The organism is Streptomyces sp. 840.1 (genome assembly GCF_003751445.1).
Lineage (GTDB): Bacteria > Actinomycetota > Actinomycetes > Streptomycetales > Streptomycetaceae > Streptomyces.
In genome coordinates this window covers 223,004-235,805 of the sequence record NZ_RJUU01000003.1, presented here as the reverse complement: position 1 = coordinate 235,805, position 12,802 = coordinate 223,004, and the positions used below count along the sequence as shown (strand labels likewise).

Annotated in this window: 8 protein-coding genes; 2 read left to right on the top strand and 6 right to left on the bottom strand. The window is 72.7% G+C overall.

The genetic code is table 11. The annotated features are described in order from the left end of the window. The first annotated feature begins 48 nt into the window (after positions 1–48). Together EDD93_RS33550 and EDD93_RS33545 are read left to right on the top strand one after the other, a co-directional pair. Positions 49–519, top strand: a complete 471-nt coding sequence (locus tag EDD93_RS33550) for a MarR family winged helix-turn-helix transcriptional regulator (protein ID WP_123529785.1) — start codon at positions 49–51, stop codon at positions 517–519. Then, entirely contained in the window at positions 516–3,305 is a 2,790-nt protein-coding gene (locus tag EDD93_RS33545) for an FUSC family protein (RefSeq protein ID WP_123529784.1), read from the top strand. Before EDD93_RS33550 ends, EDD93_RS33545 begins: the two co-directional genes overlap by 4 nt. Before the next feature lie 73 nt (positions 3,306–3,378). Here the strand turns inward: EDD93_RS33545 and EDD93_RS33540 are convergent, their stop codons facing one another. From EDD93_RS33540 to EDD93_RS33520, 6 genes are all read right to left on the bottom strand, one after another. Next, entirely contained in the window at positions 3,379–4,530 is a 1,152-nt protein-coding gene (locus EDD93_RS33540) for an amidase (RefSeq protein WP_123529782.1), read from the bottom strand. Positions 4,531–4,676: 146 nt separating this feature from the next. Continuing rightward, complete coding sequence (locus EDD93_RS33535; protein ID WP_123529780.1) at positions 4,677–7,844, bottom strand: discoidin domain-containing protein; 3,168 nt, start codon at positions 7,842–7,844, stop codon at positions 4,677–4,679. Positions 7,845–7,871: 27 nt separating this feature from the next. Further along, a complete protein-coding gene (locus tag EDD93_RS33530) occupies positions 7,872–9,212 on the bottom strand; it encodes an FAD-dependent monooxygenase (RefSeq protein ID WP_260256071.1) in 1,341 nt (446 codons plus the stop codon). Then, the gene (locus tag EDD93_RS40555; protein WP_260256070.1) at positions 9,209–10,603 is read right to left on the bottom strand and encodes an MFS transporter; all 1,395 of its coding nucleotides are present in this window, start codon (positions 10,601–10,603) and stop codon (positions 9,209–9,211) included. Before EDD93_RS40555 ends, EDD93_RS33530 begins: the two co-directional genes overlap by 4 nt. A gap of 170 nt (positions 10,604–10,773) precedes the next feature. Next, positions 10,774–11,460 (bottom strand): response regulator transcription factor, encoded by a 687-nt coding sequence (locus EDD93_RS33525; RefSeq protein ID WP_123529778.1) that lies wholly within the window; start codon positions 11,458–11,460, stop codon positions 10,774–10,776. Further along, the gene (locus EDD93_RS33520) at positions 11,457–12,800 is read right to left on the bottom strand and encodes a sensor histidine kinase (RefSeq protein ID WP_123529776.1); all 1,344 of its coding nucleotides are present in this window, start codon (positions 12,798–12,800) and stop codon (positions 11,457–11,459) included. Before EDD93_RS33520 ends, EDD93_RS33525 begins: the two co-directional genes overlap by 4 nt. Between the last annotated feature and the right edge of the window lie 2 nt (positions 12,801–12,802).

Sequence of the window (12,802 nt, the reverse complement as noted above, 5' to 3'; positions counted from 1 at the left end):
GCCCGCACATGGTTCCGGTCCCACTCTTGACATATATATAATTGGTATATGCATCAATCGTCGTCCCCGCCAGGCCCCACCGACGAGCAGCGCATCGAGAGCGCTGCCAGGGGCCTCCTCAGAGGCATCGGACGACTCGCGCAGACGCTCTTCCGCGCCGGCGACTTCGGGCTCACCCGCAGCCAGACGGCCGTACTCGACGCACTGGAGGACGCCCCACGGAGGGTGACCGCACTCGCGGCGTACACGGGTATGGCCCAGCCGCGCGTGACCGTGGTCCTGCAGAGCCTCGAAGAGCGCGGCCTCGCATCGCGCGAACGCCGCGCAGCCGACCGCCGCGTCGTGGAGGCGTCCCTCACACCGGCCGGCAGGGAACTGCTCTGCGAGGGCCGCCGCCGGATGGCCGCGGCACTCCTGCGCGGCCTCGACGCCGGCGTCGAGGATTCCGAGCGCGCCGTGAGCGATGCCCGCGACGCACTCACCACCCTGCTGAACGCGATCGAACCGGAGACCAGTTGATCAGCCCAGACACCGCCTCGTCGGACACGACGGCGCAGCGCGCACCGTCCGCACCCCCCACCGGCGCCCCCGCACCAGCGGCAGGCGTTCCGCGCGCCGTCGCACCCCGCCGGGTGGGCGGACCCCGACGGCGCTGGGACTGGGTGCTCGCGGCAGACCCCGGCCTCGGCCAGCTGCAGGCGGGATGGCGCACGCTCGTCGCCATGGTGACCGCCCTCGCCGTCGGCTACGGGATGGCGCGGGCCCTCGACATCCCCGCCATGATCGGCATGATGGTCGGCGGGATGATGGGCCTGATGAGCGCCTTCGCCGTGGCCGAGAACACCTGGCAGCGACTTACCCGCGCCATCCTGTGGATGCCGTTCCCCTACGCCGCCGTCCTGTGGCTCGCCGCCGAACTGCACGACGACCGCGGCCTGGAGATCAGCCTGATGGTCGGCGCCCTCGCGCTGACCTTCTTCCTCGCCCGGTTCGGACAGCTCTACCTGCTCACGGGCATGATGCTGTTCAACGGCCTGATGGTCGGCATGATGGCGAACATCCCGGCGGACATGTCGGGCAAGGCGTTCGCCGTCGCCCTGGTGTCCGCCGTCGCGGTGCTCGTGACCCGGCTGCTGCTCTGCTACCCGATGCCCCGCGAGGACCTGCTGCGCACCCAGCGGGCCTTCGTCGTGGAAGCCCGCCGGGTGGCGGACGCGGCCATCGACGCACTGGACCCCGACGCCGACCAGCAGCGGGCCGTACGCCGCATGTCACGCTCCCTGCGCCGTCTCAACATCACCACCGTCACCATCGACGGCCGGCTCGCCCAGCCGGAGGTCGCAGCCGACCCCGACATGGCCGAGCTGCTGCACCGCCACCTCTTCGACGCGGAGCTGGCCCTGCGGGGGATCGGCCGGGCCGTCCAGGACCTGGCCGGACTCGATGTGCCCAGCCGCCTGCGCGAGGCGATGACGGTCGGTCTCGTCGTCGCCCGGGACACCCCGCTCGGCAGCGCCCAGGGGCTGCGCCCCGCGGCCGGGATCATCCGTCAGCAGGCCGCTCAGGTGCTCCGTGACGCCGAGGAGGCCGGCCGCCGGTCGGAGAGCGTCGAACCGGCCTACCGCGTGGCCCAGCTGCTGGACTCCCTGGCCGGCTCGCTCTCCAGGTGGCTCGCGCTGGGCTGGAGCTCCCCGCAGTCCCCGGCGAAGGTCCCCTTCCTGCCGACCGTGGCCCTGGAACGCAATCGCCCCGCCGGGTCGGGAGCCGCCGCACAGCGGGTGCTCGCGGCGGGCACGGAGACCAGCTGGCGCCGGGCCATCCCCTTCGCACGCGTACCGCTGCACGCCGGGGTCGCCGCCGCCATCGTCTGCCCGATCACCGACGCCATCGACCCGCACCGCTTCTACTGGGGTCTGGTCGGCGTGATGATCACCCTCTTCGGTACGAACACGACCCATGAGCGGCTGCGCAAGTTCGGCCACCGCATGGCGGGCACCGTGATCGGCGCTGTGATCGGCATCGCGCTCCTCCACCTGGTGGGCCACGGCCACGTCTACGTGATGCTCACCGTCATCGTGGCGGGCCTCTCGCTCGGTGCCTGGGGGATGCAGCGCGCGTACGCCTTCTGGGTCGCCGGACTCGTCGTCGCGCTGGTGCAGCTGTACGGGCTGACGACGCCCTACGGCGGCATGGACCACCTCCTCGGTGAGCGGCTGCTGGACAACGGCCTCGGCATACTCGTCGCGACCGCGTGTGCGGCGGTGATCTTCCCGCTCTCCGGCCGCAGGGTCACCCGGGAGGCGGAGCGCGGCTATGTGTCCGCCGTCGACGACCTCGTCTCGCAGCTCGCCCTTCGCTGGGAGGACCCCGAGGCGCCTGTCCGCCTGCGCGGCGCCGCACGCGCGGTGGACTCCGCGCTGCTCCAGGTCGTGAGCCTGGCCCGGCCGCTGGTCAGGATGCCGATCGGGGTACGGGGGCGTGCGGCGGAGCATCGCACCGCCCTGCTCTCCACGGCCACCGGCCACGCCCGCGCCCTCGCGGCGGCGGCCGACATCGACATCGACCTGGCGCCCCGGCAGGCCGAACGGTTCGCGCGCATCACCGCGACGCTGACCCGTTCGCTGCAGGCGCTGGACCGCTCGCTCGCCGCCGGCGAACCCGAGGACTGCTGGGAGCGGGCGAGCCCGCTGGTACGGGAACTGAAGGCGGAGCTGGACACGGCGCCCCCGGGCCCCCGGGCATCGCGCATCCGCACGGCGCTGCGGGAGCTGTCCGCGCTCGACGAGTCGCTCGCCGGGTACGCGGAGCGGTGCGGGCTCACCGTGCGCAGCACCCCGCCGGAGCACGGGACGAGCTCACCGATGGAACGCCGCACGCAGGCACTGGTGGCGCAGTGGTCCACGCACAGGTCGCCACGGGACAACGCCGTTCAGGGGGACCCGGCCGGTCACAGGGACCCCGCCGTTCACGGGGATACCGCGCGCACCGGCCCGGCCGCCGCCGAACCCCGTACGGAGCCGGCCCCGGCGGACCGTGCCGCGCCGCACGACGGGGTCACCGTCGCCGGCTCCGTCCGGTGTGCCCGGCACCCGGCCGGCTGCGCCGGATGGGTCACCGTGATCAACGCGAAGGGGAAGCGGGTCGCGGCAGGGCGGGTGCAGTCGGGCCGCTACCGCGTCGGCGGGCTGCGGCCGGGCCCTCACACGCTCGTCGTGTCGGCGGCCGCCCACGCCCCGCACGCGGAATTCCTGTCCGTGCCGCGCGCGGAGCGGACCGGCGCGGTCGGGCACGACATGCACCTGTAGCGGGTGCTGCCGCGGGTCCGGAGCACGGCACGACGCCGGGGACCGGACCCGCGGTGGACCGGAGGCGTCGTCCTCACGACAGCAGGGGCGCGTACCGGTCCCGCCAGGGGCACGCCTCCTCGAGCTGGGCACTGAGCGCGATCAGCGTGGCCTCGTCGGCGGGACGGCCCACGAGCTGGACGCCGACCGGAATCCGGCCCCCGTCGGCCCAGTACAGCGGAAGGCTGACGGCCGGCTGGCCCGTCATGTTGCAGGGGCTGGTGAACGCGCTGAACGCGCCCTGCCGGTGCAGGTTCACCAGCGGGTCGCCGGACTCGTCGAAGTGCTCGACGCTCTGCGGGAGCGTCGCGAGGGTCGGAGTCAGCACGACGTCGTACCGCTGTGTCGCCCGGATCGCCCGCCGCGCCGCAGCGTGCATCCCGGTGACGGCGGAGGCGAACCGCTCGCCCGACACCGCGCGCCCGTACTCCCGCCAGGCCCGGGTCACCGGCCGCAGCAGCGCCTCCCGTCCGGCGTCCAGCGGACGCCCGAGCGACTGCACACCCCACGCGGTCACGAAGTGCTCGGAGATCTCCGGGCCGAAGGGCGTGGGTATGTCCTCCACGGTGTGTCCGAGGCTCTCCAGCAGGCGGGAGGCGTGCTCCCAGGCGGCCAGGCACGCCGGGTCGACCGCGACGCCCTCGGCGGCCGGGGTGGCGTACCGGCCGACGCGCAGCCGCCCCGGTGACCGCCCGGCGTGGCCGAGGAACGTCTCGCCGTCCGGCAGTGGCGGCGCCCAGTACGGATCGCCGGGCTCGGGCCCGGCCGGCACATCGAGCAGGGCCGCCGCATCGCGTACCGACCGCGCCAGCGGACCCTGCACCGCGAGGCCGGTGACGTCGGCGCCGGACGGTCCCGAACTCACGCGCCCCCGCGAGGGCTTGATGCCGACCAGACCGCAGACGCTCGCCGGGACCCGCCACGGCCTCCTCGTGCACGCGCAGGTCACGGCGGCCATCCACGGCGAGTAGGCGATGCCGCTGGTCACACCGATGCCGGCCACGATCACGGCGAACGTGTAGTACCCGGTGTGCGGCTCGGTGGCGCGCAGGGTGAACCACAGGGTGCACCCGATGGACCCGAGTCCGCTCAGCAGCATGAACGGTTTGCGCAGGCGCAGCCGGTCCGAGACCAGCCCCGCCACGACGAGCGCGACGGAGAAGGGGTCGAGCGCGACTTTCCGCATCGCGGCCCACGCGGAAGGGGCCGTCCACGGCGTCCGCGTGGCCGCCGTGGAACGTCACCGTCCGTGTCGCTGTCTGCGGTCCGCCCGGCGTGGGCGCGGTTGCGCGGACATCCGCTGTCCGCGCAACCGCGCCAGGTGCGCGAGGCCTACTCGGGGAGAATCGACAGTGCCCTGAGCTGTGCGTGCCCGTGGCTCCAGCCCGACACGTCGAGGGCCACATAGCGAGCCGTGGCGCGGGTGGAGAGACTTCCGGTGGCGGCACGGACCCGCAGCGCCCCGCCCGACCGGTAGGTGACGCCGTCGGTGCTGAACTCGACCGCCGAACGGGGAATCCTGCCCGGGGTCCACTCCGCGAGGACGCGTGTGACGAGGAGCGGTGCCCCGAGGTCCACCACCATCCGTGCGCGGTCCGACCCCGGGGTCCACGAGGTCCGCGAGCTGCCGTCGACCGCGGCCGCGGGGTCCGACATGCCGGTGGGGAACGGGCCGTTGGGGAAGGTGTCGCAGCCGAGCGCGGCATCGGCGAGCGGATGGGCGACGGTGCCCGGCACCGACAGCCTGACGGTCCTGCCCCGGCGCAGCCGCACCTTCGCACGCCGGCCGTTGCTCGCGGTGACGACCAGCTCGCACGAGGGCCCGGTCAGCCGCAGCGTCGAGCCGTCGATCACCTCCGCCCGGATACCCGCCGGGACCGCCCTTCCCGCCGCCGGCCGCAGGGTGAAGCGGGCCGGGACTACCGCCGCCGTCGCGCTGTCCAGTTCGGCGGCGAAGTCCGAACCGGTGGCGGTCACGGTCTGTGTACCGGCGTAGAGCTGCACGCCGCTGCCCTGCCGGGGAATGGCGACCACGGTGGTCACGGGATCCGCCGAGAGGTTGAACAGACTCAGGTGGCCGCCGGCGGTGCTGGCACGGACGGCGGGATTCGCGGCGTGCGGTGCGTCCAGGGACGCCGCCGCCCGCACCTCGACGGGATCGCCGGACGGATGGCCCTCCACGGTCAGGGCCTCGGCCGGACCGTCCGACAGCACGACCACGTCGCCGTAGACGGCCAGCGGATTGCCGGCATCCCTGACCACCAGCCCGGCCCTCCCGTCCACGGAGAGCCAGCCGCCGCGGCTGGTGAGGTCGGCCTCGGGGAACCGGATCAGGTCGGTCCAGTTCTCGCCGTCGTCGGAGCCCTGCACCCGGTAGGCGGAGGCGGCTGCGGACTCCCAGACCAGGGTGACGTGATCGAACGCGGTGGCGGTGCCGAGGTCCACGCTCAGCCAGCTGTCCTGGCGGCTTCGTTCGCCGACCGCTACGGCCCAGCGGCTCGCCCCGTCGCCGTCCACCGTACGTTCCGCCCCGCTGCCCGGCGCCGCCGACGAAGCGGTGGCGACACGGCCGAGGGCGAGGTCGGTGCCGTCGGCGCCGTCCCGGACGGCGAAGGTGTAGAGGGAGTATCCGTACTGCGGATGGCCGAGGATCCCCTGCATCCGGACGTGCCGGAAGGAGGCCCGGGGGAGTGCCAGCGTGTCGACGCGCGGCCCCGGTCCGGCCGTGGTGTTGCCGCTGTCCGCGGAATCGACCCGCGCCGATCCCTCGGCCGCGGTGTACGTGCGGCTGCCCTCCAGGCCCGCCAGCCCCGGCATGGTCAGGTTGTGGATCCGCAGCTGCCCCTCACCGGCGGCCGTGCCACTGGTGGCGTAGACGACGGCGCCGGAGGGCAGGGTGGTGAACCCTGCGAAACCGGAGTCGAGCCTGAGCAGCGTGGCCGTCGCGTCGAGGCCGTCGCGTATCTTCCGGTACGTCGTCACCGAACGACCCTGGACCTTCGCGCCGGTGGAGGGCAGGAACATCGGGGTGTTCCCACTGAGGGCGAACAGCCAGTCGTCGTGCGCCGGTTGCCACGCGAACTTCACGAACCCCGGCTTGCTGACCGAAGCCGCCCAGGCGGCCGAGGTCTGCTGGACCACCAGGCCCGGCCCCTCGGCGAAGTCCTTCACTCCTTCGGCCCGCGCGAAGAACTCCCGGCCGGACAGCGGCGCGACGACGCCCCCGTGTGCCGCGCGCCACCTGTGCAGCAGATAGCTGATGGCGATCTCGGCCCGTGCCTCCGGTTCGTACTTCGCCTCGCCCGAGAACTTGGCGAGGCGGTTGGCCGGGGCATAGGCCTGGTAGGGCAATAGCCGCTCCGCCATGGCCGCTTCCGCCCAGGCGGCGGCACGGTCACCGGTCACCTGCGCCAGGAAGGCCAGCGGAATCACATCGCGCCCGTAGAGGTGTTCGCGGTCCGCCACCATCGGCATCAGAGGTTCGCCCGAGTCGCTCATGACCATCTGGAGCGTGCGCCACAGCGGTGCCGCGTTCGGCTGTGCGGTCAGCACCTGAGGCATGGGCTGCCCCGCGGTGATGAAGTGCGCGGCATTGCGGCCGGACGTACGCCACAACTCCGCCTGGTAGTGCGGCCCGAAGGAGTTGTGGTTCTCGACGATGAAGGAGTCGTACAGGTTCGTAGCGGTATTGGCGCTCACGGCCACACCGTCGACCAGGGCCGGATTGGCCAGGTCCGCCGCGGGCAGCCCCGCCTCGTTCCTGGTCCACCGGCCGAACGCCGCCGCCCAGTCGGCATGGCGGGGATCGGCGGTGGCCCAGGCGAGGCCAGGAGCCAGGGACTGGGCGTAGACGCCCATCTCCTCCAGCTTCGTGTCACCGACATGCCCGCCCTTGAGGCCGTTGGGCGTCCAGTCGCCGGAGGCGGGGTCGTCATCGGTGCCCAGCGAAGCGGTGTACTGGGCCTGTCCCGCGACGATCGTGTCGACGTTCTTACGTGTTGCGGAGTCCAGCTGTTCCCAGAGCAGCCTGGCCGCGAGCACGAAGTACAGCTGGAACGTCGTGTCGAAGAACAGGGTCCGCCCCCATTCCGTGCCGCCTGTCAGGCGGTTGGACGCGGCGAAGTGCTTGAGGGTGGCCAGCGTGCGGGCAAGGAGGACGTCCTTGGAGACGCCGGCGCGCTCGGAGTCGTATGTCCCATGGGTCAGCAGTACGGCGTTGCCGAGCACCACCGCGAAACCGAAGTCCTTGGCCGTGTAGTGGCCGAGGGCGGAGTCCCACTGCGTCTCCGCCCAGCGGGTGTGTGTCAGCAGAACCTGGAAGTAGGTGTCCGCGACGCTGCCGGGGTGCGTGTCGACGGGGTGGTGGCCGGTGGTGGCAGCGGGTGTTCCGGAGGCTGCCGCCACACCTGCGAAGGGCAGCGGGCTTGCGGCCAGGAGGCTGGTGACACCGGCAAGCTGGAGGAACCTGCGCCTGTCGTAGCGGGTCGGATTGCTTGGCATGGGTGGTCTCCGCGTGTGACAACGTTGTCAAAGATTGTGAGCCATCCTGTCTCCCGGCTCGATGGCAGTCAAGGGTTCTCGCGCCCCGCCCCGTTCACGGCGCCGGACGCGCCCCGCCCCGTTCACGGCGCCGGACGCGTCCGGCGCCGTGAACGGGGCGGGATCGGGCAGGACAAGGGCCGAGTGGGCCGGTCGGGCCGGCGCGGAAGGCAGGGTGGCGAGGCCGCGCAGCATGGTGTCGCGCTGCTCCAGGGCCCGCGCCGTGACGGGGAAGAGCGTGGCCGCGCCGTTGTCGGCCATGGCCTGATTCATGGCCACGAACCCGCGTAGGCCGCGCTCGTAGGCGGCGAGGGACGCCGAGTGGTCGCGGTCGGCCGCCAGGGCGTGGGAGAGCATGTAGGCCCCGACCAGTGCGAGGCTCGTGCCCTGCCCGGTGAGGAACGAGGGCGCGTACGCGGCGTCGCCGACCAGCGCGACGCGCCCGCTCGACCAGTGCGGCATACGGATCTGACCGGCCGTGTCGAAGAACAGGTCATCGGCGTCGCGCATGGCGTCGACCATGCCCGGCACTTCCCATCCCGCACCTGCGAACGCCTCGGCGACCAGGTCCCGTTGGGCGTCGGGATTCCGGATCACGTCGAGCGGCGGTTCCGGCCGGTGGAAATTCAGGAAGGCGTGCAGTTCGTCTTCGTCCCCGACGGCGTACAGGGCTGCCGCTCTCCCCGGGGAATTCCACATCATGAGCTCGCGGGAAAGCCCGAAGGTGTTCGGCACGGTGAATATGGCGAAGCAGTACCCCAGGTAGCGGTGGAACCGTTCTTCGGGGCCGAACAAGGACTCCCGGGTGTTCGAGTGCATGCCGTCGGCGCCGACCACCAGGTCGAACGTGCGCTGACGCCCACTGCGGAAAGTGATGTCGGCCGCCCGTCCCGCCTGGTCGATGGTGTCGATGGAATCGCCGAAGACGAATTCCACGTCGTCACGGACTTTCGCGTGGAGGAGGCCGGTCAGATCCCCGCGCCGCACTTCCAGATCCTGTCCATCCGCACCTCCGGCAATGGAATGCGGCTTGACCGAGGCCACTTCGCCGCCGTCGGCTGCGAGGAAAGTGCAACGGCGTGATCCGATGTGCGCCTCCCGTAATTGCGGAAGTATTCCCATCCGCCGGACAGCCTCCACGGCGGTGCCGCGGATATCGATCGGATATCCGCCGCCGCGCGGCGCCTCTGCCTTCTCCACCACGGTGACCTCGAATCCTGACCGGTGCAGCCAGTACGCCAGCGCGGGTCCGGAGATGCCGGCCCCGGAGATCAGGACGCCGCGCCTCGCGGTGCTGTTCACGTCGGTGGGCAGACCGTTGGGTGTCACGCCTGGGCTCCGTTCTTCGTCATGCGGACAACGAGCAGTGACAGTGCGGCTACGAAGCCGGCGACGGCGAAACCCGTGACGAACGCCGATTCGGCCGGCCGGCCCGTCATCGGGTCGGCTCCGGCGGCGAGTACCGCGCCGCCCGCCTGCGCCCCCACAGCGACGCCGATCACACGCGTCACCACGAGCAGCCCGGTGGCGATGCCGGTGTCGCCGCTGTCGACGGCGGTGGCGGCCCCCGCGAGCAACGCCGTGGTCCCGATGCCCGCGGCGAACGCGGTCAGCACCTTCGCGAGGACGAGCTGCCACACCGCCGTGTGCAGCGACGCCAGGGTGATCATGGTGGCAGCCGTGACGAGGGCGCCCACGACGACGACGGCACGCGAACCGAAGCGCCGCGCCGCGAGCCCGCCCACGGAATCGCTCACCGCCCCGGCGATGGCGCCGGGCATCAGGAACAGCCCGATCTCGGTGGTGCCGGCCCCGAATCCGTAGCCCTCGGACGGCTGCGAGAACAACTGCGGGAGCAGCAGGAGCACGATCCCGGAACCGGCGGCGACGACGAAGGTGAGCACGCACGAGCTCCACATGGCGGGCTTCGCCAGCATGCGCAGATCCACCATCGGTGCGGCCGCCCGGCGCTCGACGGCCACCCATCCGGTCGCGAGGGCGGCCACGACGACGGTCGTCGCGCCGACCGCGAGGGGCGGCAGGCCGGCGCTCGTCATCGTCACGAGCCCGAGCATGAACGCGAGGAGCGTGGCGCTCAGCAGCACCACCCCGGGCCAGTCGATCCCGTGCTCCGGGCGGACCGGCGGATCGTGCGGCATCAGCCGGGCCACGGCCAGGGTGGCCGCGATGATCACGGCCGTCGGCAGCGCGAACATCCACTGCCAGGACAGGCTTTCCGCGATCGGACCGGCCGCCGGCGTTCCCAGCATGCCGCCGCCGGTGAACAGAGCGACGACCAGCCCGATCGCCACCTGGGACCGGCCCGCCGGGAGGCGCTCGCGCACCAGGACGAACGACAGGGGCAGCGCGCCCACCATGACTCCCTGCAGTACCTGACCGAGCAGCAGGACCGGCAGATTCGGCGCCAGGCTCGCCAGCAGACCCCCGGCCGCCACCACGGCCATCAGCCGGACCAGTACCCGCTTTCCGCCGTAGCGGTCACCGAGCCGGCCCGCGACGGGCGTGATGACCGCGCCGGTGACGAGTAACGTATTGGCGACCAACGCCCCCTCGGCCGGGCTGACTTGCAACTCCCGTTGCAGCAGCGGGAGTGCGGGCTCCACCACGGACTGCAGGGCGCCGAGGGCGAGTGCCAGGACACCGAGCGCGCCTGTCGGCCGCCTTCCGATACGGGCCGGGGCAACCAGGATTTCGGACATGGGCATCCTCTTCGTCAGTGGTTTCGGGACATGGGCGAACCACCTGCCGGACCGCGTGCTGGTGACACTTCACTCCTGCCTCGTCGCGGAGCGTGGTCACCGTGGGCCGCGACGAGCGGCTGAGCGGGCACGCCGAAGGCGCGCCACTCGGCAAGGGCCAAGGGGGCGGGTTACGGGAGGCTGTCGGGGCCGGGAGAGGCGTGGGCCAGGCCGGTCCGGTAGGCGATGACGACGAGCTGCGCCCGGTCGCGGGCCTCCAGCTTCGTCATGGCGCGCTGCACATGGGCGCGGACGGTGAAGGGGCTGAGGAAAGTCCGCTCCGCGATCTCCTGATTGGACAGGCCGGTCGCCACCAGGGCCACCATCTCGCGTTCGCGCGGGGTGAGCGCGGCGAGCTGTTCGGGGTGGTGCGGCTCGGGTTCGTCCGGGGTCGCCAGGAACCGGGCGACCAGGGAACGGGTCGCGGCGGGGGACAGGAGCGTGTCGCCCGAGGCGATCGTACGCACGGCGTCCAGCAGGTCATCGGCACCGATGCCCTTGCCTATGAAGCCACCCGCCCCCGCGCGCAGCGCCTGGGCGACGTACTCGTCGGTCTCGTACGTGGTGAGGACCAGGATGCGGCTGGCCCGCAGTTCCGGGTCCGCGCAGATCTCCGACGTGGCGGTGAGACCGTCCACCTCGGGCATCCGGATGTCCATGACCATCACGTCCGGGCGCAGTTCCCGGGTGAGCCGCACGGCCTCCCGGCCGTCGGCGGCCTCGCCGACCACGGTGATGTCGTCGGCACTGTCGAGCAGCAGCCGGAAGGCCTCGCGCAGCAGGGCCTGATCGTCGGCGAGCAGCACTCGGAGCGTCACGGTGTGTCCCAGGCCCTTCCGTCGTCCGTCCGTCCGTCGTCCATCGCTCCGTCAGCCGTTCGCCCCTCGCCGCTGCTCGCCCCGTCGGCCGGCCGCGTCGCGCCCCTGCCGGACGCGATGGGCAGCTGGGCGCAGACGGTGAAGCCGCCCTCCGGGCGCCCGCCCGCGGAGAGGTGTCCGCCGACAGCGGTGACACGTTCACGCATCCCGATCAGACCGTATCCGGGCGGTCGCCGGTCCGGCGGATCCGGTGGGCCCGCCGCTGCGGACCGGCCGGGCCGGGCGGCCGGCGCCGTGCGGGCGTCCCCTCCGTCGTCGGCGACGGTGATGGTCACGCGTTCGCGGCTCCAGTCGAGGCGTACCCGGGCGCGGCCGGTCCCGGCGTGTTTGGTCACGTTGGTCAGGGCCTCCTGGACGATGCGGAACGCGGTGAGGCCGACACCGGGCGGCAGCGGCCGGGCCCGGCCCTCCTGGTGCACCGACACCTCCAGACCGGCGCGGCGGAAGGACTCCAGGAGGGCGGGCAGCCGGGACAGTCCGGGCGCGGGTTCGGCGGGCGCGGCCGCGTCCCCGGACTGGCGCAGCAGACCGACCGTGGCCCGTAGCTCGTCAAGGGCCTGGCCGGTGGTCCCGACGAGTTCCCCCAGGCTCTTGCGGGTCTGTTCCGGGCGGGTGTCGAAGAGGTGGGCGGCGACCGTGGCCTGCGCGTTGGCCAGGGTGATCTGGTGCGCCACCAGGTCGTGCAGCTCCCGGGCGATGCGCACCCGCTCCTCGGCCACGCGCCGGCGCGCCTCGCTGTCCCGGCTCTCCTCGGCCCGCAGCGCCCGCTCCTCCACGGCGGCCAGGTAGGCCCGCCGGTTCCGCACCGAGTGGCCGAGCACGCCGGCCACCGACACGGACACCGCCACCGAGGCCATCCTGCTCGCGTCCTGCCACGAGAGCCCGCCGGACAAGGGGGTGGCGGCGGCCAGCAGCACCAGCGAGGCGAGTGACACCGCGCCCACCGCGCGCCGTTCGGAGCGCGCGGTGAGCGAGTAGGAGTACGCGGTGATCACCGCGGGGGCCACGATCGGCGGACTGAGCAGCAGACCCAGGAGCGGGACCAGTACGCCGCTCGCGGTGGTGGCTGCCAGCGCCGCGAGCGGCGCCCGGTGCCGTACCGCCAGCGCCGCACAGGACACCGCGGCGATCACATAGGCGGCGGCAGGCGGCGCCGCGAACGTGTCGTCGACCCGCACCACGCCACCGAGCAGACAGAGCGTGAACGCGGTCGCCGCGATCGCCCCCTCCCGCCACCACGCGCCGCGCGGTCGCGGGCCATCGCCACCCGTACCCGTCATGG

What these genes read in the sequence shown, in the direction of transcription:
- EDD93_RS33550 (WP_123529785.1), top strand. Translation starts at nt 49, where the DNA reads ATGCATCAATCGTCGTCCCCGCCAGGCCCCACCGACGAGCAGCGCATC.
- EDD93_RS33540 (WP_123529782.1), bottom strand. Translation starts at nt 4,530, where the DNA reads ATGCGGAAAGTCGCGCTCGACCCCTTCTCCGTCGCGCTCGTCGTGGCG.
- EDD93_RS33535 (WP_123529780.1), bottom strand. Translation starts at nt 7,844, where the DNA reads ATGCCAAGCAATCCGACCCGCTACGACAGGCGCAGGTTCCTCCAGCTT.
- EDD93_RS40555 (WP_260256070.1), bottom strand. Translation starts at nt 10,603, where the DNA reads ATGTCCGAAATCCTGGTTGCCCCGGCCCGTATCGGAAGGCGGCCGACA.
- EDD93_RS33520 (WP_123529776.1), bottom strand. Translation starts at nt 12,800, where the DNA reads ATGACGGGTACGGGTGGCGATGGCCCGCGACCGCGCGGCGCGTGGTGG.